This is a genomic window from Mucilaginibacter gotjawali, assembly GCF_002355435.1.
GTDB lineage: Bacteria > Bacteroidota > Bacteroidia > Sphingobacteriales > Sphingobacteriaceae > Mucilaginibacter > Mucilaginibacter gotjawali.
The window spans coordinates 764,763-787,171 of sequence record NZ_AP017313.1 but is presented as its reverse complement, the minus strand read 5'-3'; the positions used below and the strand labels follow the sequence as shown (position 1 = coordinate 787,171).

Genomic DNA, 22,409 nt, shown 5'->3' with positions numbered 1-22,409 from the left:
ATAAAAACAACAGTTTATGAAAAAGATTTTTTTAGCCATTTTGGCTGCGGGCATGATGTCTTTATCCCTTCATGCACAGACTTACGTTTTGGATAAAACAATACCGCTAACCGGCGATTCGGGCTACGATTATGTTGCTATCGACATGTCGGCTAACCGTTTGTATGTGTCGCACGGCACCATGTTAAATATTGTTGACCTTACCACCGACAAGCAAATAGGCGTGATTGGTGATTTAAAAGGCATGCACGGTGTTGCAGTTGTCAACAAAATCAACCGTGGCTTTATCAGCGACGGCAGGGCGAATGCTGTTGTCGCGTTTGATTTAACAACACTTAAAGTTATTGCCACTATCCCGCTTACTGCAACCGGTCCTGATGGTATCATCTATGATCCCTATTCTGACAGGGTTTTTAGCTTTAACGGCGATAGCAACAATGCCTCGGTAGTTGACCCTAACACATTGAAACAGGTAGGTACAGTGGCGCTTGGTGGCGCACCTGAATTTGCAGTATCTGATGGAAAAGGAAAGATTTATAATAACCTGGAAGATAAAAATAGCGTGAATGTAATTGACAGCAAGACTTTAAAAGTGATCAACAATTATTCCCTGGCTCCTGCAGGTGGACCTACAGGTATTGCCCTGGATGATGCCGATAGCCGCATCTTTACTGTTTGTCGTCAAAACAAAGGAATGAGCGTACTTGATGCTGCTTCGGGCAAGGTAATTACCACCTTACCTATCGGCGGCGGTGTTGATGCGGTTTGCTATGACCCGGGAACCAAGCTGATTTTTTGCTCATGCGGCGATGGCACCACTACCATCATTAAACAAAATTCAGCCGATGATTATAGCGTTATTCAAACCTTAAAAACACCGGTAAGGGCAAAAACAATGGCTTTAGATACCCGGAGCCACAAAATATATTTAAGCGTTGCCGATTTTGAACCCGGCACGCGCAAAGTAATACCAAACACTTTTAAGGTATTGGTGTTTAAATTGCAGTAAGGGGGAACAGCCAAGAGCCGGAACAAAAGAAATATAGAACACCGAATGTCGAATTTTGAAAAAAGAAGTTACTTCAATATTCGAAATTCGTCATTGATTATTCGATATTAGGCGTCCGTTCTTCCTAGTGCAAGTTCAGTTAAACACCTAAGTAACAAAAGCCGCAAGGTAGCGTTTTATTGCAACAGTTAATATAATTAATTAAAAAATTAAAATAAAATTCACGATAAAATAATATTTTAAATACATATTCCTATATTTACCAACTGATGCCCCCTAGTTAGCCCGAATGATAAAGAGAAGTGATTTTGTACACTCAGCAGCGCCTGAGCCACACCGTATTCGTACCAAGCAGATTTTAAGAGAGTTTCCGGAATTAAGAAACCTTATCGGTAAAAACCCATTCACCATGGTGGTAATATTAGCCCTGGTAGGATCAATGATAGGCGTTGCCTGGCTGGTCCGCGACCAATCGTGGTGGATCGTTTTCGCTGCCGCCTATTTGTTCGGCGCTTTTGTAAACCATGCATTATTTGTGATGATCCACGAGTGTACCCACCAGTTGCTATTTAAAAACCGCCTGGCAAACCGCTGGGCCGCTATATTTGCCAATTTACCGCATGTTATGCCAGGTGCTATTTCATTTGAAAAATATCATTTGAAACACCACTCATTCCAGGGTATTCATGAGCTGGATGCCGACCTGCCTAACAAATGGGAAGCAAAACTAATCAACAACTCCTTTTTGGGTAAAACTTTATGGTTGTTGTTTTTCCCTTTATTCCAGGGAACGCGCGTATCGCGGCTGAAAGAAATTAACTTTTTTGATGGCTGGGTAGTGGTTAACATCCTGGTGCAGGTTGCGTTTACAGCAGCTATATGGTATTTTATGGGCGGGCAGGCCGTTGCATTTTTGTTTATCAGTTTTTGGTTCTCTATCGGTTTGCACCCGGTAGGCGCACGTTGGGTACAGGAACATTACCTTACTTTCGACAGCCAGCAGGAAACATACAGCTATTACGGGCCGTTAAATCTTACCGCGTTTAACGTAGGTTTTCATAATGAACACCATGACTTTCCGTCCATCCCCTGGAACAAGCTCCCCGAGATTAAGAAAACTGCGCCCGAGTATTATGATACGCTTCTTTACCATACCTCGTGGACCAAACTATTTTTCAGGTTCCTGTTCGAACAGGAGATCTCGCTTTTTAACCGGATCGTACGAAAAGAACGCGGAAAGGTATCCCTTACCGATGAATCAATGCCCGATATCGAATTGGTTAAGGCTGATGAAGCAGCAGCGTACGCCGAGGAGACGATTGTTTGATTTGATTTGCTTAGTTGATTGAGAGAATGGTTGATGAGGTTGAATGATTTTCAATAAAACACACTTTAAAATATTTACAAAACCGGATGTCCTTTAAGCACCCGGTTTTTTTGTGCCCAATCCATAATTAACCAATCTCTAATCTCAATGCCGCACTAAAAGCTTATTTTTGCGTTAATTAACTTTACTAAATTAGATTACCTGTATAAAGCATGAGCCAGGCAAAAAAAATAAGGCTGATTGTTCCCATTATTTTTATCCTGTTTTTGGTTGCTTATGCAAGTCACAAACATGAGGACCGTCATAGCAATATCGTTGGCAGGCTTCAAACCCGGGATATGGATGAAATTTCGGGCATCGCAGCGTCGGGCATAAATGAAGACCTTTACTATGTACATAACGACAGCGGTGATACCAGCCGCTTTTTTGCGATATACCCCTCAGGTGAATTAAAATCGACCGTTTATTTTAACGGAGACCCCAGGGAAAAAAGATATGGTGTGCATGATTGCGAAGATATTGCCGTTGGCCCCGGTCCGGTACAGGGAAAAAGCTACATTTACTTGGGTGACATTGGCGATAATGACGCCGAACGCAAATACCTGGTGGTTTACCGGATGGAAGAACAAAAAGAATGGGCTGGTGGAAAAAACTATAATACCACCGCCACCCCGGTTTATCTAAAGTACCCCGACGGACCTAAAGACGCTGAAACATTAATGGTTGACCCGGTTGAAAAGCTGATCTATATCGTTTCAAAAAGGCATGATACCGTAGGAGTTTATACCGCGCCGCTAATTTTCAGGCCGGACGATACGGTTACGCTAACCAAACGCTGTAAAGTATTTTTCCCGGGGATCAAACCATTTAAGTGGATCACCGCCGGCGACATCTCAAAAGACGGACAACAGGTTTTGATAAAAAGCTATAATAAAGTTTATTACTGGAAACGGGACCGCGATGAACCCATTTGGAAAACCGTACAAAAACCATGGAAACTTTTGCCTTACGAAGAAGAAAAACAAGGCGAAGGTATTGGCTTTACACCTGATGGCAAGGGCTACTACACCTGCAGCGAAGGTGTTTATACCCCTATTTATTATTACAGGATACCGTAGGAAAGAGCCAGGAATCAAGAGCCAGGAGCCAGGAAAGAGAGGGCCTTAGTTGTGTGACATCCATTCATGTTCCGCACAATATTCGATACCTGATTTTTAATTGCTTTGGTTAAAAACTATTCAACGGTTTTTGAATAACTGTTCACATAATCGCGCGGCGATACGCCGGTGAGCTGTTTAAAAACATGGTTAAAATTGGTAATACTATTGAAGCCGCAGCTGTAGGCTATTGCAGCGATGCTGTCCGGCGATCCGTTTACCAGCATTTTGCAGGCTTCGTTGACCCTTATTTTATTTACGAAGTGGACGAAGGTGTGGCGGGTATGTTTTTTAAAATAGCGGCAAAAAGCGGTTGGGGTTAAATGGGCCTGCATTGCAACTTCGTTAAGCGATAACACATTATTATAATTCTGCATAATGTAATTGTACACCGCGGCAATGCGCATGCCTTCAGGATCGCTCATGGAATGGGTATAGTTGCCCGATGCCAGGGGTTCCATCGCTGTGTTGATACTCAAACTATGGAGTAATTCAATAAAAAGCGATAATTGCACAGCCCCGCTTGCCTGTTGTATGTCAGCTATCTGCCTGGCTGTGTCCGTATAGCTCCCGTCCGGCACTTTAAAACCATTCTGCGATTGCTCCACGAAAGTACCAACAGATTTCATTTCGGGCAGGCTAAAAAGCGCAGACAATTTGCCCGAGGGGTTGAAAAATATTGTTATCGTGCGCACCTCCAACCCGCTATCCGGTTGAAAATAGGCGGGGTCGCTTTTAAACAAATGCGGCAGATTGGCACCGATGAGATAAATTTCACCGTCTTTGAAAGCGTGCATACTATTCCCGGCCAGCAAGGTACCCTCCCCCTTTTGGATCCAGGTGATCTGCACTTCGGCATGACGGTGCAGGTAAGTGTAAAAATGCGGCAATACCTCTTCCAGCACGATGATGGTCCGATCGTGGGGTACAGGAATGGTAAAGGGCAGGACTTTCATTTTGTAAAATTAGTTATTAAGTGAGTGTTTGATGGGGTAATTGATTATTTACTTTGAATTTTATTATTGGATATTTGTTAGCGAATACCATTATGAGAGATAAGATAGAAATAGTAAAGGGCGATATCACAAAAATAAAAGTTGATGCCATAGTAAATGCGGCAAACACATCGCTTTTGGGCGGTGGTGGCGTTGACGGAGCAATACACCGTGCAGGTGGCCAGGCGATTTTGGAAGAATGCCGTAAAATAATCGCCAGGCAAGGCGGTTGCAAGACGGGTGAAGCAGTAATTACAACAGCCGGAAATATGCCGGCAAAATTTGTTATCCATACGGTTGGCCCGGTTTGGAATAACGGGAAATATGACGAGGAAAATAAACTGACCAATTGTTATAAAAATTCTCTGCAGCTGGCGATTGCTAATAATTGCCAAAGCCTTGCATTCCCTAACATTAGTACAGGTATTTATCACTTTCCTAAAAAAGAAGCTGCAACTATTGCTGTAAACACGGTAAGTCAATTTTTATCTGAAACTGACAAAATCAAAAAGGTAACTTTCGTTTGCTTTGACAATGAAAATTACGAATTGTACGAAAATTTGCTCCGCGCATAAAACCACTGTAATGAAGGATTTCATTGAATATGACGAAAAATCAGCATAGAAAAAGGAATTAAAAAATCAAGGGAAACTGCTTTTGGCACAAAAAAAGCTGTTTGTTTACCATCCCTATCACTAATATTAGAGGCCTTTCATTCGTTGAACTTAAGAAACCGACTCAAAGATTAACTCAAATTTGACAACTCTTTAGAAAAGCTGTCAAATCGCTTTCTGCGGAAATCAATCGTACCTTCCGGGCGCAAATATACCCAAATCAACAGCCGGTTTATCACTGTTAAACGTATCAGCAATCAACTTACCTGTTGCAGGGCCCAATGCCAGGCCGATCATGGCGTGGCCTGTGGCGATACCCAGGTTTTTGTATTTTGATGATAAGCCGATATAGGGCAATCCATCCGGCGAAACCGGGCGGAAGCCAAACCAAACCTCTTTCTGATCGGGTACGGGCAGTTTAAACTCAGGGAAATATTTGGGTACCGATTCAACAATACCTTTTACCCGGTTCATGTTTACCTGCTGGTTGATTTTGCCCACCTCCATGGTGCCGCCAAAACGGATACCACCGTTCATAGGGGTTACGGCAACCCGGGCTTCGCATAAAATGGATGGGATGCTCATTTTTTTAACCGGGTTATTTACCATAAAGGAATAGCCTTTGCCCGGCATCAGCGGCACATTCAATCCCACCATTTTAGCAATTGCCGGCGACCAGGATCCCCCCGCAATAAGGTAGGCGTCGCCTTTAAACTCCTTATTGTGTGTATTTACAGCCGTTATTTTATCGTTGTCATGCATGATCCTGGTCACCTCGGTACGGCGATGGATCTTTATACCTGCAGTCTCCAGGTATTTTATCAGCCCCTTCATCAACTGGTTGGGGTACAGGTGCGAATCGCAATGATAATGTACTGCTCCTAAAATATCCAGTTCCACATCGGGCTGCAGTTTACGGCATTCTGCTGCGCTGAGGTATTGTGCGTCGAGGCCCAGGTTGGTGGCCTTCTCAACCATATGAAGCTCTTCCTCTTCAACTTTGGGCGATTTAAACAGCATCAGGATCCCTTTATCCTCCAAACCAAACTCAACACCCGAATCTTTTTCAAATTCGTGGTACAATCCGCGGCTGTACATGGCGATATCCCGTAAGCCCCCTGCTGAACGTTCCACATGCTTTTTGGTGGCGCTTTTTAAAAATTTAAGGCCCCAGCCTATCAGCTCACCGCTTAATGACGGCTTTACATAGAACGGGCTTTTGCTGTCAAACATCCATCGGATGCCCTGCTCCACCATACCTGGTGATGCCAGGGGCACAAAATGGCTCGGGGTGATCATCCCGGCATTGCCATACGAACAATTATCCGCCAGGTCGCCCTGGTCCAGAATTTCAACTTCCCAGCCCGATTTGTGCAGGTAGTAGGCGGAAAACAGGCCGATTACGCCCCCGCCGATAATGATTGCTTTACTCATAAGCCCCCTCTAAATCTCCTCCGCCTATTGGCGGAGAGACTTTTTGATTTTGTTTAAATTGCTATAATATATCTTTTAAAAGCCCTTCCGCCAATTGGCGGAGAGGGTTTGGGTGGGGCTTATATCACCTGGAACCCAAACGCATACGGATCATCGGCATCATCAATTTTGATGGTGTTATAGCCGTATATCCTGGCCCAGCCTTCAATGCCGGGGATGATGGCAGGTTTCCCTCCCACTGTTACTTCATCCTCCACTGTGCCGGTGAACTGGCTGCCGATGATGCTCTCGTGGATAAATTTATCGCCCTTTTTTAATTTCCCTTTGGCGTGCCATTGCGCCATGCGTGCTGAAGTGCCGGTGCCGCAGGGTGAACGGTCAATCGCTTTATCGCCATAAAAAACGGCGTTGCGGGCCGTAGCTTCAGGCGAAATGGTTTTGCCTGTCCATAAAATATGCGAGCAGCCGTTAATGGTGGGGTTTTCGGGGTGGATAAAGGTGTATTTTTCGTTTATCCTTTGCCTTAAAACCCTGCTCCACGAGATCAGCTGATCGGCGGTATGGTTTTCCAGCCCTTTAAAATTCTCCTGCGGGTCTACAATGGCATAAAAATTACCGCCATAGCTTACGTCAACGGTTAAAGTACCCAGGTCAGGGCATTCCACCGTTAAATTTTCGGCAGCGAGGTAAGCAGGCACGTTGGTGAGCTTTACTGATTTCACCTTACCACCTTCCTGTTTATAGGAGATCAATACCAATCCGGCTGGTGCCTCCATACGGACAATACCGGGTATTTTTGGGGTGATCAATCCTTCCTCAATCGCGATGGTGATGGTACCGATAGTGCCATGCCCGCACATGGGCAGACAGCCGCTGGTTTCGATAAACAATACGGCTACATCATTTGCAGGATCATGCGGCGGGTATAAAATACTGCCCGACATCATATCATGCCCGCGTGGTTCAAACATCAGCCCCTTGCGGATCCAGTCAAATTCCTTTAAAAAATGCTGGCGCTTGTCGCTCATGTTATCGCCCACCAGGTTCGGGCCGCCTCCGGCCACCAGCCGGACAGGATTGCCGCAGGTGTGAGCGTCTATGCAGAAAAAAGTTTTTGTCATTGATATTTGTCATTGGGTCATTAAGTCATTGGGTGGTTGGCGATTGAATTTTAATGAACTATTCAATGACCCAATGACATAATGACTACTTAGTCCATTCGTTATTAAACAGGCGCCAGATCTTTAGCGGGTTGTCGGTTTTTAATTCATCGGGCAGCAGCTCATCGCTCCAGTTTTGCCAGCAAACTGGGCGTACAAAACGTTTGATAGAGGTGGTGCCTACCGATGTAAAACGACTATCGGTTGTTGCCGGGAAGGGGCCGCCATGTACAATGGCATTGCCTACTTCAACCCCTGTTGGCGGGCCGTTCAGGATTACCCTTCCGGCTAAGTTGGCCAGTGTATCGGTTAATTGTTTATAGTTTTCCAGTTCTCCCGGCTCGGCCATAATGCTGGCCGTTAATTGCCCGTGTAATGAACCCACAACCTGCTGTACCTGCGTCATGTCATCGGCAACTACCAGCAATGAGAATGGCCCGAAAACTTCCTCTTTAAACTGAGGATCGGCCAGGAAATCAGCTGCCGATATTTCGGTAACAATTGGCTGGCCCTGGTTAGCCAGTTCAGCATCTGTAACTTCAGACTTAGCGATGGTTGACACTGTTTTGTTCGATAGCCTTTCAGCCGACAATTTGCCAAAGTTGGCACAAATACCAGGGGTAAGCATGGTTGTCGAACTGATCTCAGCTATGGCGCCGGCAAGCGCTGTTTTAAATCTTTCCAATCCTGGTGATTTTACGGCGATCAACAAGCCGGGCTGGGTGCAAAACTGTCCGGCATTGATGGTTATGGGTCCGGCAATTTTTGCCAATTCTTCAGCACGGGCTTCCATTGCCTGCGGCATAAAAATAACAGGATTAATGCTGCCCATTTCGGCAAAAACCGGGATGGGCTCATCGCGTTCGTTAGCCATTTTCATTAGGGCCATTCCGCCCTTTAATGAACCGGTAAAGGTTACAATTTTTGTTTTGGGATGTTTTACCAATGCCTCGCCGACGGCGTAGCCGCTATCATATAATATCGAGAAAACACCTTCTGGCATTTGGTTTTGCTCCGCAGCCTTTTTAACCGCCGAGGCTACCAATGCGCTGGTGCCGGGATGCGCAGGGTGAGCTTTTACCACCACCGGGCAACCTGATGCCAGTGCAGCCGCAGTGTCGCCACCGGCAACTGAATAGGCCAGCGGGAAATTACTGGCGCCAAACATCACTACCGGCCCAATGGGTACTTTCATCTGGCGGATATCCAAACGGGGCAATGGTTTGCGGTCGGGGATGGCCGTGTCAACAATAGCTTCCACCCACGAACCTTCTTCCACCAGTTGTGCAAATAGGTACATCTGGTTGGTGGTACGCGCGCGCTCGCCCTGTAAACGGGGCGCAGGCAAACCGGTTTCTGCCATGGCGCGTTCAATCAGTTCATCGCCTAAGGCATTTATTTCATCCGCAATGCTGCGTAAAAATGCTGCTTTTTTAAAGCGGTCGATATGGCGATATTCGGCAAAGGCTTTATCGGCCAGGTTCATGGCTTCGTCAACCTCGGCTAATGTTGCCGGGTAAAAATCGCCGGGCAGATCGGTACCTGTAGCCGGGTTAAAGCCGTTGAATTTTTTGCCGCTATTCGGCAGGTATTTGTAACCTGCCAGGTTTTGTGTATTCATATATGAGATGCTATAACACTATTTAATTATTATCTATAGTTATGTACCATCGGCATAACCCATTTGTAACATTATTGTCTAAAACCTTGTCTCGAGCCGTATGTTCGCGACGTTGCATGTTCTGGGTAGCCCCGATGGGGCAATATTAATCGTTTATCTTTTTTTCTACAAAGCGGTAGCCCCTACAGGGCATAAAATCATGTACCATCGGCATAACCCATTTGTAACATTATTGTCTAAAACCTTGTCTCGAGCCATATGTTCGCGACGTTGCATGTTCTGGGTAGCCCCTATGGGGCAATATTAATCGTTTATCTTTTTTTCTACAAAGCGGTAGCCCCTGCGGGGCATAAAATCATGTACTATTGGCAATACCTCTTTGCAGAATCATCATCTAAAATTCTAAGCACGAGCCGTAGGTTCGCGACCTTGAACATTTAGGGTAGCCCCTATGGGGCAATGTCATTAAGTTAAGGAAAAAGAGAAATTAATATCGAATAACGAATTTTGAATGTCGAACTACGAAGTTTTTTACTTCATTACCTGCCGGCAGGCAGGCAGGCAGGTTCTACATTCGATATCGGGTGTTCGATATTAAAACTCTTAACTTAATGACATTGCCCTATGGGGCAATGTCATTTAATTAATATTTTTCTACAAAGCGGTAGCCCCCACAGGGCATAAAATCATGTGCCATCGGCACAACCCCTTTGTAGAATCATCATCTAAAATCCAAAACGCGAGCCGTAGGTTCGCGACCTTGAACGTTTAGGGTAGCCCCTATGGGGCAATGTCATTAACTTAAGGAAAAAGAGAAATTAATATCGAATAACGAATTTTGAATGTCGAACTTCGAAGTTTTTCACTTCATTACCTGCCGGCAGGCAGGCAGGCAGGCAGGCAGGCAGGTTCTACATTCGATATTGGGTGTTCGATATTAAAACTCTTAACTTAATGACATTGCCCTATGGGGCAATGTCATTTAATTAATATTTTTCTACAAAGCGGTAGCCCCCACAGGGCATAAAATCATGTGCCATCGGCACAACCCCTTTGTAGAATCATCATCTAAAATCCAAAACGCGAGCCGTAGGTTCGCGACCTTGAACGTTTAGGGTAGCCCCTATGGGGCAATGTCATTAACTTAAGGAAAAAGAGAAATTAATATCGAATAACGAATTTTGAATGTCGAACTTCGAAGTTTTTCACTTCATTACCTGCCGGCAGGCAGGCAGGCAGGTTCTACATTCGATATCGGGTGTTCGATATTAAAACTCTTAACTTAATGACATTGCCCTATGGGGCAATGTCATTTAATTAATATTTTTCTACAAAGCGGTAGCCCTTGCGGGGCATAAATCGTGTTTTTTTTAACTCACCCCGGTAACATCCACTTCTGTCTCCACTCCCCAACTGCCTGCAGGCAATTCAGGGCGGTGTTTTAGCGCCTTGCGGATGATGCCCAATATCGCTTCGCGTTCCTTGCCTTCTAAAGCCAAACGTGGTGCACGCACGGTTTCGGTACCCAGGCCGGTTTCTGTTTCAGCCAGTTTGATGTATTGCACCAGCTTGGGGTGGATATCCAGCTCAAGCACCGGTAAAAACCAGCGGTAAATCGCTATCGCTTCCTGGTGGCGACCTTGCTTCGCCAGGTTAAATATAGCTACCGTTTCCCTCGGGAAGGCATCCACTAAACCAGCAACCCAGCCATCGGCACCCATTAAAATACTTTCCAAAGCTAAGGTATCTACACCACAAAGTATGGCAAACCTGTCGCCAAATCTGTTGATCATGCGGGTAACATTACTGATATCCCTGGTTGATTCCTTTACCGCCTGGATATTATCATATTTTGAAAGCTCCTCAAACATATCCAGCGTTACCTCGATCTTATAATCGTAAGGATTATTATAGATCATGATGGGCAGCGGGGTACTTTCGGCAACCGCTGCAAAATACTGCAAGGTTTCATTTTCATCCGCTTTGTAACGCAGCGGTGGCAGCATCATTAAACCATCTGCACCGTATTTCAACGCGTTTTCAGCACATAAAAGTGCAGCTTTGGTGGTTTGCTCCGCGATATTCAATATCACATACGCGCGCTTGTTAACGGTTTTAACCGTATGCTCCAATAATGTAATTTTTTCATCATCGGTTAAAACACTGGCTTCGCCCAGCGAACCGCCGATAATGATTCCTTTAACACCGGCTTCTATTTGCGCTTCGATATTTTTATCGAATGCGTCGAAATCCAACTCATCTTTGTCGTTGAATTTGGTGGTCACTGCCGGGAAAACGCCTTTCCAGATGATACTCATATATTGTTTCTATTTTATTACTATTCTTTTATTGCACTGGCGGTAATGAACGCACTCCGTTGACTCACCCGGACTTCGCTACGCTTGTCCACCCTCTCTTCCGCAAGCGTTAATGAGGGTGAAAAAACTTCTCCAACCCTCTTTTCACCTTCGGCGAAGAGAGGGTGATCCAGCGTAGCGCGGATCGGGTGAGTAAATCGCCCGCCAATGCACAACCGGTCTTTATTTACTCAACTTCACCAGCACCACACCGTGCGGCGCTACTTTCACTGTTAAATTATTTCCCGCGGCGATCAAATATTTCTGCTGCCATACGTCCCTTATTTTGGTATAGCCTTTTAAACCATTTTCACTTGTTTTAAGGGTGATGGTTTGATATTTATCGGACGTATTAAACACCCCTACCGCTTTGCCGCCATCTTCTAAATCCTTCATCCAGATTTGATAATTTTCTTTTTTTACTTCCTGGTGTGCTTCTTTACCCAAAGCATCCTGGTCAATGGCAATCACTTCATCATTGGTGAGCAGGTTAAGCGTGAACCTGTCCAGTTTGCCCATATCGCAACCAATAAGCAACGGAGCAGATAACAGGCTCCACAAACTGATATGGGTATATTGTTCATCCGGGCTCAGGCGGCTGTTGCGCTGGCTATCGCCCCAGCCTACTTTGCCTACTACCAGCATATCGGGGTCGTTAAAATGGCCTGGCTGCGCGTAGGGGCCATCAGCAACCTGGTTAAAACCGATGGTTGACATACTTTGCCAGGTGTCTTCAATATCACCTGTTGAACGCCAGCTGTTGCCGCCAACTTCGGCGCCCCATTTCCACACATCGCCCATGCCATACTGGCAAAAGCTGAACATGATATCGCGCGGGATCTTATTCAAAGAGGCGCGCATTACCTGGTAGGGTTTTTAAATTCGTCAAGAGAGGGATGTGCCGGCGCTATTTCGCCATACGAGCACCAGTCATATTTTAAATAATCGATGCCCCAATCGCCGTAGGTTTTGGCATCCTGGTCTTCATGCTGCCAGCTGCCTAAATAACCGCCGCAGGTACGCGGACCGGGAGATGAATAGATCCCCATTTTTAACCCGAGGCTGTGTACATAGTCCGTCAGCCCCTTCATATCCGGGAATTTCTGGTTAGGGGTGATCTCTCCGCTGGCCAAGCGCTGCGGGGCTTCCCATCCGTCATCCAGGTTTACATAGCTCCAGCCATGGGCGCTCAATTTATCCGTCATGGTTTTGGCAGCAACGCGGGCTTTCTGGTCGTTTACCGTTAAGCCGAATGCGTTCCAGCTGTTCCAGCCCAAAGCCGGGGTTAAACCGATCACGTCGCCAATTTTTATGGTAAATTTTTTTGTTTTGGTGCCGAGGCGGTTGTGCACCGTAAATACTACGGGGTAATCTCCTTTTTGGGTAACTGTGCCACAAATGATCCCTGTTCTTTCATCCAGCTTTAAGCCACCAGGCAGGCCTGTTGCCGAATAGCTGAGCGGCTGTTTCCCGGTTGCAGGGATGAGGTATAAAAACGGATTTCCGGGCCTTGCGCCATAAACATCAGGACCATTGATCCTGGGTTTTGCACCCGGGTCGGGGGTGAGCACATAGGGCGTACCCTCGGTTTTCACCATCACATCGTGCGATTTTTCTTCAACAAATGTATAGGTTAACCGGTATGATCTTTTAGGCAGCTTTGCAACATAAATTGCATAATTAAACGGCTTGCCCGCACTAAACTGAATATCGGTGCTCATCAAACTCCTTACACTATCATTTTCGGGATCAGTTACTTTAAAAGTCAGTTTGCCTTTGTATACATAATTGCTGCCTGTGGATAGGGAGATGGACTTGCTTAGGCTATTGTTGTCGCCAAAATAAAAATCACCATTGGTATTGATGCTCACATTATCCATCAAACTCAGCATATTAATGCTGTGGTTATTGCCATAAAGGCCCCCATCGCCGCCGGTATCAAAAATACGCACGGCCAGCACATTTTCCTTGTCCCACAAAATAGCTGGGTTACTGGTCGCTATCGTATAGCTGCGCGGGCCATATTGCGAAGTTTTGATATCACCCGCCAGGCCCCCGTACTTACCTATCAGTTTGCCATTCAGGTAAACTTCGTCGTTATCGTCAACAACACCTAAGTTAATGCGGATGCTATCTTTCAAAAAAGCTTTTTCTTTAATGGATGATGGCAGCACAAAATGCAGCCGGTACCAGCCGAAACCGTCGTATTGAGGGTAACCCTGTTCTTCCCAGGGTTTGCTTACGTCAATGTGTTTCCAGTTCAGATCGTTATACGCGGGCGATGACCATTGGGATGAATCCCCTTTGGCGAATTGCCAGCCGTGTTCAATAGAAATTCCCTGGGCAGCGGCACCCGTTACAAGGGTGGCGGCCAGAAAGATCACCATTAATATTTTTATTGCGGGCCGAAAGCGCCACCAAAAAGGGACATCCGTCAAACACACCCCTCCACCCCTCTCGAGAGGGGAATCGCACAGGCCAATGCTTTTATGATTATTGTTAATGGCCCCGTGCTCGGGGTTCCCCTCTTGAGAGGGGCAGGGGTGTGTTACGCTAAAAAGATTCTTCATTTAGTTTTGATTTACCTGGTTAATAGTTCAATAGCTTTCACCTGTTCCGGAAACCATACCGTCATTTCGCCTTTACCCCGGTTGGCCCAGGCATAATAGGGAATAGCGGTCATGGATTTGGTTTCGGTGCTGATGGTTTGATTTGCAACATCAATATTAACACTTTTTACATTTGCTTTCAGCACCATTACGCCATTTAACAGCGAGGGCTCAAACGCGGCATCAAAAACTGTATTTTTTGGGATAATGATATTGGTAGCTTTGCCGCCATTATCCTTCCATTCGGCGCAGTACATCACCGGGCCACGCTGCAGGGCCACTTTGGCGCTGTCTTCGGGTAAGGCTTTATTGGCCATCACCCGCTGCACATCCATTGGCAGCGTCAGCTCGACTTTATCATTCTTTTTCCATTTTTTGCTGATCACGGCATAGCCTTTTACCATATGGTAATCCACCGGCTTGCCATTCACTTTTATTTCTATTTTTTGGGTTGACGGTTGTTCATAAGAGTACAGATCTGATGGAATAGCCCGGTTTTGCGCCCAGCCGGGGATACGGATCATCAGGTTCATTTCGGTGGCAGCTGCAGGGTCGATAGTAAAGGCCAAAGCGCCCTGCCATGGGTAGTTATTTTGCTGCGTGATCTTTATCGCCTTGTTATTCACCATTAAACTGGCGGTACCGCTGATGAACAGGTTAACGTAAACATCGCTCCCGTTTTCGGCATACATGTAGCCGGGCACTGATGGCAGCAGCCGCACCAGGTTGGTAGGGCAGCAGGAACAGGTAAACCAGCCGGAACGTTCGCGCTCCAGATCGGGATGGGTAAAACTATCGCTTACCTGCATGGCATTGGTATAGAAGAAGGATTTGCCATCCAGGCCAACGCCAGAGATGAGTCCGTTATAAAGCGTTTTTTCCAGCACATCAATATATTTCGAATCGCCATGGAGTAAAAACATCCGTTCGTTCCAAAACACATTGCCTATGGCCGCGCAGGTTTCGTTATAAGCGGTTGCATTTGGCAACTCGTAATTATCGCCGAAACGTTCGCCATCGCCCACTGCGCCGATACTACCCTGCACATACATCTTTTTGCCTACCATGTTGTTCCAGATCTTGTCGATGGCTTTCAAATAAGCGGTATCGCCCGTCAACGCCGCAACATCAGCCATGCCCGAATACAGGTACATCGCACGCACTGCGTGGCCTTCGGCTTCATCCTGGTCAACCACCGGTTTATCATCCTGGAAATAAGTCCCATTCTCGTAAACATTGGTGCTTTTTTTATTGTAGGCTTTGATGCCGCGCTGGTCGATGAAAAACTTGGCCAGGTTTAAATAGTCAGTTTTGCCGGTAATGCGATATAATCTCACCAAACCCATTTCAACAATTTCATGCCCCGGGGCAACATGCTTTTTATCGGGACCAAAAGTGCGTACCAGCAGGTCGGCATTTTTTAGGGCGATGTTTAAAAAATTGCGTTTGCCGGTTGCCATAAAGTGGGCCGCAGCAGCTTCGTACATGTGGCCGCAGTTATATAATTCGTGACTGCTTTTTTGTTCGTTCACCCAACGTTCGGGGCCTGCCCAGGCTTGCGGATGTATGGGGTCGATAGAGCGGGCGGTGTATAAATAGCCATCCGGCTCCTGCGCCTTACCTACGATATTGATCAATGAATCGATATAGGCCGATAATTTGGGATCAGGATGGACGGCCATCGAATAAGACGCGCCTTCAATGGTTTTATAAATATCGGTATCATCAAAAGGATAAACGGTGCAAAATTTGCCCTGGTGCTCGGCTGCCATCACAAAGTTTTTTACCCTACCAGTACTTTCGCAGCGGGCAAAGGATGCGGGGATGGTTACCGTACGGTTGGTTTCTATTTTGGATGACCAGAATTGATCGTCCAGTTTTACGCTGGTAAAAGGTACCGGCTGAATTGGGTAATCCTTTTTTTGCGCGGATGCTGATAAAGCGAGGCCGAGGGTGAATAACAAACAGAGCTTTTTAATCATTTTAATAATTATAGCTGATATAATGCGGCGATATCAATTTGCATTACCATAGCGACGGGTTTCAAACCCGTCGCTATACAGGGATTTTACAAATGTTAACGCAGAACAAAATTACAAACTATAAAAATTTAAAATGAACGATTATTAGCGAGTTGTAACCATATTTTAGCGGTTTACTGTACTTTTAATAATACATGGTGGTAGGATAGTGGAAGAAATATCTAACCGGATCCGCGAAAGTTACCTTTTGATTTAAATGTTTTTCAAATCAATAATGTAATACCTAATTTAGTAAAAACCTTATTATGAATATTTGCAAAGTTTTTTTTATCTGCTTAGTTCTAAATATCGGTCTTACAAAATGTACGGGCGGGGATGCCGTTGCAGACGGGCAAAACTTGTTAGCCAGTGATTATAGGATATTCCATGGTACAATTGCATGGGACCTTGCTAAAGCAATTGATGGTAACGATCGCGAAAAGATTATAAAGATCGTAGGTAAAAATAAACATCTGATTAATGTTGTAGACCCCAAATACGGACAAACGCTATTAGGATTAGCAGTTTATAATGACAAATACAATTCCTGCCAAGCGCTTGTTGACTTAGGCGCAAACCCTAACGCCCCTAATAATTATGATGGGAAAACGCCATTAATGGAGGCTGTCAATATTGGGTATGCTGACGGTGAAACAGATTCCAGATTATTAATATTGTTGTTAAAACACGGCGGCAATCCAAACAACCAACAAAAATATATCGATTATAGCGGCTCACATGGCCAAACTCCATTAATGATTGCATGCGCCCAGGGAAATCTATCATATGTTAAAATATTGATCAACGCCGGGGCAGATATCAATAAAAATTATTCGACTCACAGTTCTCTTTTGTATTCAGCTATGCTTTCCGATAATCCTGATCTTGTTATGTTTTTAATACAAAAAGGCATTGATTTTACCAAGCCGTTGTTCATTACAGATAGCGGTAGTAAGGAATATATTACAGAAAGTTTGAGAACATGGCGTTTTGATCTTGGGTCAGAGAAATATAAAAAGAAAATGCTGATAGTTGCATTTTTGAAAGAACATGGGATGGACTACCGGAAGACCAAAATACCGGATTACTACTATGATTCATATGATGCCGAATACCTGAATAAGTATTAGTAATAGAATTGGCTATTTATTGATTGCATTTCAAAATACCCCCCGGATAAATCCGGAGGCTGTAGCAGGATATTGAGCAGAAATAATTCTGGGCCGGTTTGATACCGGTAATTAGCTATTTATGTTATAAACCAAACGAATAAGCAACCCGCAGGCCCACCATACCAAAATCGCTGTTGCTGTAGTTGGGTTTGTTATTGCCGGAAAAGTTTTCATACCGTAACGAAAAATCCCATGATTTAGCTGCGTAGCCAAACCCCGGCGATAAAATTAATTTGGTGGTTTTTGGAACCCCATTATCTAAATTTTTAATCACGTTAAAGTTTTGCGTTTCAAATCCGGCGCCGGCTTCTCCGCTAAAATAAAACCCTGAACCCACAAAGGCCTTAAAGCCTAATTTTACAGGGATTAACCCCATGGCCTCGCGGGAATTCCCGATAAATTGGTAATAACCGGAAGTAAGGGTTAAAGCAAAGGATTTTGAAAGGTCATATTGCAGGCGGGCGGTTCCGCCAATTTCGGTTTTAGAAAAGATTCCGGATGTGGTGATACCTGTTTCAAGCCCTACCCCGAATCGCCATGGGCTAACGGGCGCTGTTTGGGCTTTTGCATTATTGATAAAAAGAAAGCAAGCAATGGTTGCTGCGATTAAAGTGTTAAGTGTTGTTTTCATAATGTTAAGTGTTGTTTTTATGTTGTGTGGTTTTTCAACATAGAAACAGGGGAAACAAGCTTTTATTTCAGTGACAGCGCGGGTTTAACAGTCTTTAACATTAACCTGGCTTGCCACCAGCGCTATCGGGTCAACATCAATAAGTTCGAGCGGTTGAACCGTGCGGCACAAAGCCCTTTCTGTTTTTTTTGACTCCGGAGGGTGTATTGAAAGCAACGAGGCGTATAGGGCAAACCCAGCATCGTGCAACTTTTCCGGACGCGGATTTGATTATTTAGTACTACTTTTGTTTAATCGTACTTTATATGCCGCAGCAAATTAACACTTTCATTCACCTGGTATTTATAGGCTTTGTGGCCCTGTTCCCGGTGGTTAACCCCATTGGTTCAGCGTTTATCGTAAGTCCTTATTTTGTAGATACAACCCGGAAGGAGAGAATAAGATTTGTAAAAAAAATTGCTTTGTACTGCTTCATCATTTGCGCTGCCACCGTATTGGTAGGGCATTGGATTTTAGAACTGTTTGGTTTATCCATCCCCGTGATACAATTGGCGGGCGGTATCATGATCTGCCGCATCGGGTGGCAATTTCTTACTGTTGACGATAAAGAGGTAAAAGAAAAAGAGGTAAAAGAAAAAGCTGAGCCTGAACATGCCAAATCGGCCGAGAACAACCTTTTTTATCCGATTACCTTCCCTATTACTGCCGGGGCTGGCACTATAGCGGTATTGTTTACGTTAAGCGCCCAGGGCGCAAATGCCGATCTCTCTGTTTACCTGCTGAATATTTGCGCTTTACTGGTATCCATCATCGGCATATGCATCCTCATCTTTATTTTTTACCTCAACACTAACCGCCTCATCAGTTTTATTGGTTTGCGAAACGAGCAGATCATCAACAGGTTTATGGCTTTCTTAATTTTCTGTGTGGGGTTACAGATCGCCGCGAGCGGCATTATCAATATCATAAAGTTACACCTTAATCTGAACTGACGTATAAAATGATCCGGTACTGCGCCTGTACAATTATTTTATGCAAAACTATAAGCGCAGACCGCCTATTTGCCCGGGTAAAAAAGATACTTTAAAGCGCCTGTACACCACAATGCCCATAAAATTAACACGGGCTGAAAAAACAGGCGGATCAGCCTGGCCCTGTCTGTATTTAAATTAAAGGCCGAAACATGATTGGTGTATTGGGCAATATTGCCGGGAAAAACCAGAACGTAAAATATAGCCAGGGCAATACCCAGCTGCACTTTTTCCCCGGCCCAAAATACCAGGCATAAACCGAGCCCCAATTCAACAATCCCGGAGAGGATAACCACCAGGTCCTTACTCATGGGTATCCAATCAGGCACTTGTGCCTGGAAATCTGCGCGTTCAAACGTAAAATGCGCAACAGCGGCAAACGCCATCAGGGTTCCTAATATTATTCTAAAAACATCCTGCAGTAAAGTGGTGGGTACAATCAGCTTCATTTTTTTTACTTTTATGATTACAACACCATTTACCTGATTTGTGTTAGCTATTAAATTTAAAAAAAATGTTAAAATATTGCGCAGTCAAATAACTGCGTTATATTTGCAGTCAGATAACTGCATAAATAATGGAAATCCGCAGAGATGTATTTCAAGCCATAGCCGATCCTACCCGCCGGGCCATATTGGGCCTGGTGGCTTTACACGCCATGACGCCCGGCGCCATTGCTGATAATTTTAACTCATCGAGGCAAACCATTTCAAAACATATTCAAATTTTAAATGAGTGTGCTTTGCTCACTCAAACGCAATCGGGCAGGGAGATTTATTACCATTTCAATCCCAATAAAATGAAAGAAGTGGCCGACTGGCTGGAGCCCTACCGTAAACTATGGGACGAAAGGTTAAACGCTATGGACGATTTGTTAAACGAAATGCAGGCGAAAACACGAACTCAAAATAACAGTTAAACCAATATAAAACTAAACGAGATGAAAAAACCAGTGTATCCTTGCCTGTGGTTTGATGGTAATGCCAGGGCAGCAGCAGATTTTTACTGCACCATTTTCCCCAATTCAAAAATAGTTGCTGACAACGGGATGGTGGTAAATTTTGAATTGAACGGCGAATTTTTTATGGGCCTTAACGGCGGCCCGCATTTTAAATTTAACGAGGCCGTTTCGTTTGTGATCCCCTGTAAAGACCAGGAAGAAATTGACCATTACTGGTATAAACTTATTGCTGACGGCGGCGAAGAAAGTATGTGCGGCTGGTGTAAAGACAAGTTTGGTTTGTCATGGCAGGTGGTGCCCGAGATATTGGGCCAGCTGATGTCAGATCCGGAAAAAATGCCACGCGTGGTACAGGCCTTTATGAAAATGCGCAAGTTTGATATCGAAGCGCTGCAAAACGCTTGATTTTTATTAAAAGGTAAAAAATTATGGCTAAGCAAATTGAGGTTAAGAGAATTTTTAACGCCCCGGTTGCAATGGTATGGCAGGTTTGGGTGGATCCGGAGCTGGTAAAACGCTGGTGGGGGCCGAAGCATTTTACATCGCCGGTAGCTGTAATTGACTTCCGCGAAGGCGGCAGATCACTGGTGAGCATGCTCGCCCCGGCCGAAATGGGCGGGCAGGAATGGTATTCCGTTTGGGAGTATATAAAGATCGTCCCCTTGAAAGAAATTGAGTTTATCCAAAGCCTGGCCGATAAAGACGGCAATAAAGTTGAGCCGGCAAATGTGGGTATGCCGGCTGATTTTCCGCGGGACATTAAAACCATTGTAACTTTTAGCGAACTTGCGGGTGGCAAAACCGCCATGACCGTTACCGAATACGCGGAATTTGGCTCGATCAGCAACTTTGCACAAATTGGTTTGGAACAGAGCATTGACAAGATGGCCGCCATTTTTGCGGAGGAATAATACACTGTTAAGGTTTGCATGCTATTGACTTTTATGCCGAAACATGCCAAACTTAAGGGGCGGTAAACTGTTTATAAATCTGATATTAAAAATAACCACTATGGAAATTAAACGTGCAGGCTCGCAGCCTTCGGGCAAAGGGCCCGCTGAATATTTTACCGGATCGGTAAGGGTTGACCCGCTTAATAACCCGCCTGAACCGGCCAGGGTAGCCATGGCGCTGGTAACCTTTGAACCCGGCGCGCGTACAGCCTGGCATACCCATCCTTTCGGGCAAACCCTTATTGTTACTGCAGGCTCGGGCTGGGTGCAGCGCGAAGGCGAAGCAAAACAACTCATTTACCCGGGTGACGTTGTGTACTTTTTACCTGGTGAAAAACACTGGCACGGCGCAACGGCAACAACGGCCATGAGCCATATCGCCATACAGGAAAAACTGAACGGCTCGCCGGTTGACTGGATGGAACAGGTGAGTGACGAACAGTATAACGGGTAAAAATTGCCTTGCGGAACGCCTTATGCTTCCGCCCGCGAAAAACCAACTGTATCACGGTATCGCTGCGGCGATACATCTGCATTGCCTTTAAAAAAACGACTAAAGTAAAATTCATCGTTAAACCCCAGTTCGTAAGCGATCATTTTAACCGGCTTCGAGGTAAGGTATAATTCCCGCTTGGCTTCAATAATGATCCGTTCGGCAATCAGGTTAGTGATGGTTTTATTAAAATGCACTTTACTTATCCTGTTGAGCGCCCGGGTGGATATGTTGAGCAAACCGGCATACTCGCCGGCGCTGTGTTTGGTTTTATAATGTGCCTCGATGGCATCTTTTAATGTTTGCAGGATAAAAGGCTCCTGCTTATTGCCGGGTATTACCGGCTGGTTTTGATTTAATTTAATCCGGGATGCGTTGATCAGGAAGATCTTGAGATAAGAAACCAGCAATTCGTATTGTGCCAAAGCGGCGTTTTGCATCTCCGCCTTTAATTCATTTATAATCTGTAACAGCGAATGAACCTCTGCCGGAGCCAGGCTAACCACCGGAGACTCATAGATATTATTAAAAAGCACCCCGTTGCAGGCCACCTCCTGCTGGTGTTTATGGATGCAGAAAAAATCGGGGTGAAAATTGATGAGGATGCCTTTTAAATCAGTATCGGCTTTGATCATAAATGGCTGGTAAACAGAAAAGCACGCCAGGGAGTGCGCCTCAAGCAAATACTCCGAAAAATCGGCCCGCAGCGTGCCTGTACCCTCCGTTACCAGCACCATCGAATAATAATTATAATTTTTTACCTCTTTAAAATAAGCATCATCCTCAAAAGCAAATATTTTAAAAGCCAATGCTTTAGTTTCCGGGTTGATCAATGTAGAGGCTGTCTGGGTCATCAAGGTATAA

Annotated in this window: 21 protein-coding genes; 10 read left to right on the top strand and 11 right to left on the bottom strand. The window is 45.1% G+C overall.

Annotation, left to right across the window (positions count from 1 at the left end; translation table 11 throughout):
* Positions 1–16 precede the first annotated feature (16 nt).
* The 3 genes from MgSA37_RS03615 (at position 17) to MgSA37_RS03605 (ending at position 3,454) form a co-directional block, all read left to right on the top strand.
* Positions 17–1,009, top strand: a complete 993-nt coding sequence (locus tag MgSA37_RS03615; RefSeq protein ID WP_096349892.1) for a YncE family protein — start codon at positions 17–19, stop codon at positions 1,007–1,009.
* Positions 1,010–1,298: 289 nt separating this feature from the next.
* Complete coding sequence (locus MgSA37_RS03610) at positions 1,299–2,336, top strand: fatty acid desaturase (RefSeq protein ID WP_096349891.1); 1,038 nt, start codon at positions 1,299–1,301, stop codon at positions 2,334–2,336.
* 212 nt (positions 2,337–2,548) lie between these two features.
* Complete coding sequence (locus MgSA37_RS03605) at positions 2,549–3,454, top strand: hypothetical protein (protein ID WP_096349890.1); 906 nt, start codon at positions 2,549–2,551, stop codon at positions 3,452–3,454.
* Between the two features lie 116 nt (positions 3,455–3,570).
* Here MgSA37_RS03605 and MgSA37_RS03600 read toward each other — a convergent pair whose 3' ends face one another.
* Entirely contained in the window at positions 3,571–4,449 is an 879-nt protein-coding gene (locus MgSA37_RS03600) for an AraC family transcriptional regulator (RefSeq protein ID WP_096349889.1), read from the bottom strand.
* Between the two features lie 92 nt (positions 4,450–4,541).
* Here MgSA37_RS03600 and MgSA37_RS03595 point away from each other — a divergent pair, with 92 nt between their 5' ends.
* Positions 4,542–5,063, top strand: coding sequence for an O-acetyl-ADP-ribose deacetylase (locus MgSA37_RS03595; RefSeq protein ID WP_096349888.1), 522 nt, complete (start codon positions 4,542–4,544; stop codon positions 5,061–5,063).
* 225 nt (positions 5,064–5,288) lie between these two features.
* Here the strand turns inward: MgSA37_RS03595 and MgSA37_RS03590 are convergent, their stop codons facing one another.
* The 7 genes from MgSA37_RS03590 to MgSA37_RS03560 form a co-directional block, all read right to left on the bottom strand.
* Positions 5,289–6,536, bottom strand: coding sequence for an NAD(P)/FAD-dependent oxidoreductase (locus MgSA37_RS03590; RefSeq protein ID WP_096349887.1), 1,248 nt, complete (start codon positions 6,534–6,536; stop codon positions 5,289–5,291).
* Between the two features lie 119 nt (positions 6,537–6,655).
* Positions 6,656–7,657: a 4-hydroxyproline epimerase gene (locus tag MgSA37_RS03585; protein ID WP_096349886.1), complete on the bottom strand. Its 1,002-nt coding sequence runs from the start codon at positions 7,655–7,657 to the stop codon at positions 6,656–6,658.
* A gap of 85 nt (positions 7,658–7,742) precedes the next feature.
* On the bottom strand, positions 7,743–9,317 hold the full coding sequence (locus MgSA37_RS03580) for an aldehyde dehydrogenase (NADP(+)) (RefSeq protein ID WP_096349885.1): 1,575 nt from the start codon (positions 9,315–9,317) through the stop codon (positions 7,743–7,745).
* A 1,370-nt stretch (positions 9,318–10,687) separates the two neighbouring features.
* Positions 10,688–11,635, bottom strand: coding sequence for a dihydrodipicolinate synthase family protein (locus MgSA37_RS03575; protein WP_096349884.1), 948 nt, complete (start codon positions 11,633–11,635; stop codon positions 10,688–10,690).
* A gap of 222 nt (positions 11,636–11,857) precedes the next feature.
* Positions 11,858–12,535, bottom strand: coding sequence for an alpha-galactosidase (locus MgSA37_RS29340; RefSeq protein ID WP_096349883.1), 678 nt, complete (start codon positions 12,533–12,535; stop codon positions 11,858–11,860).
* Positions 12,535–14,244: a putative Ig domain-containing protein gene (locus tag MgSA37_RS29335; protein ID WP_096349882.1), complete on the bottom strand. Its 1,710-nt coding sequence runs from the start codon at positions 14,242–14,244 to the stop codon at positions 12,535–12,537. The genes MgSA37_RS29340 and MgSA37_RS29335 overlap by 1 nt, the downstream gene beginning before the upstream one ends.
* An 11-nt stretch (positions 14,245–14,255) precedes the next feature.
* Positions 14,256–16,265, bottom strand: a complete 2,010-nt coding sequence (locus MgSA37_RS03560) for a glycoside hydrolase family 127 protein (RefSeq protein ID WP_096349881.1) — start codon at positions 16,263–16,265, stop codon at positions 14,256–14,258.
* 305 nt (positions 16,266–16,570) lie between these two features.
* On the opposite strand from MgSA37_RS03560, the gene MgSA37_RS03555 reads away from it, so the two are divergent.
* On the top strand, positions 16,571–17,434 hold the full coding sequence (locus MgSA37_RS03555) for an ankyrin repeat domain-containing protein (RefSeq protein ID WP_096349880.1): 864 nt from the start codon (positions 16,571–16,573) through the stop codon (positions 17,432–17,434).
* 124 nt (positions 17,435–17,558) lie between these two features.
* Here MgSA37_RS03555 and MgSA37_RS03550 read toward each other — a convergent pair whose 3' ends face one another.
* Complete coding sequence (locus MgSA37_RS03550; protein ID WP_096349879.1) at positions 17,559–18,107, bottom strand: hypothetical protein; 549 nt, start codon at positions 18,105–18,107, stop codon at positions 17,559–17,561.
* Positions 18,108–18,412: 305 nt separating this feature from the next.
* Between MgSA37_RS03550 and MgSA37_RS03545 the strand changes: the two genes are divergently transcribed.
* On the top strand, positions 18,413–19,099 hold the full coding sequence (locus MgSA37_RS03545) for a MarC family protein (RefSeq protein WP_096349878.1): 687 nt from the start codon (positions 18,413–18,415) through the stop codon (positions 19,097–19,099).
* A 65-nt stretch (positions 19,100–19,164) separates the two neighbouring features.
* Here the strand turns inward: MgSA37_RS03545 and MgSA37_RS03540 are convergent, their stop codons facing one another.
* Entirely contained in the window at positions 19,165–19,587 is a 423-nt protein-coding gene (locus MgSA37_RS03540; RefSeq protein ID WP_096349877.1) for a DoxX family protein, read from the bottom strand.
* Between the two features lie 128 nt (positions 19,588–19,715).
* On the opposite strand from MgSA37_RS03540, the gene MgSA37_RS03535 reads away from it, so the two are divergent.
* The 4 genes from MgSA37_RS03535 (at position 19,716) to MgSA37_RS03520 (ending at position 21,506) form a co-directional block, all read left to right on the top strand.
* Positions 19,716–20,057 carry an ArsR/SmtB family transcription factor gene (locus tag MgSA37_RS03535; RefSeq protein WP_096349876.1) on the top strand — a complete coding sequence of 114 codons (342 nt, stop codon included), beginning with the start codon at positions 19,716–19,718 and terminating at the stop codon, positions 20,055–20,057.
* Between the two features lie 21 nt (positions 20,058–20,078).
* Entirely contained in the window at positions 20,079–20,504 is a 426-nt protein-coding gene (locus MgSA37_RS03530; protein WP_096349875.1) for a VOC family protein, read from the top strand.
* Between the two features lie 23 nt (positions 20,505–20,527).
* A complete protein-coding gene (locus MgSA37_RS03525; RefSeq protein ID WP_096349874.1) occupies positions 20,528–21,010 on the top strand; it encodes an SRPBCC family protein in 483 nt (160 codons plus the stop codon).
* 100 nt (positions 21,011–21,110) lie between these two features.
* Positions 21,111–21,506 (top strand): (R)-mandelonitrile lyase, encoded by a 396-nt coding sequence (locus MgSA37_RS03520; protein ID WP_096357233.1) that lies wholly within the window; start codon positions 21,111–21,113, stop codon positions 21,504–21,506.
* Positions 21,507–21,526: 20 nt separating this feature from the next.
* On the opposite strand, the gene MgSA37_RS03515 is transcribed toward MgSA37_RS03520, so the two are convergent.
* Positions 21,527–22,399 (bottom strand): helix-turn-helix domain-containing protein, encoded by an 873-nt coding sequence (locus MgSA37_RS03515; RefSeq protein WP_172885386.1) that lies wholly within the window; start codon positions 22,397–22,399, stop codon positions 21,527–21,529.
* Between the last annotated feature and the right edge of the window lie 10 nt (positions 22,400–22,409).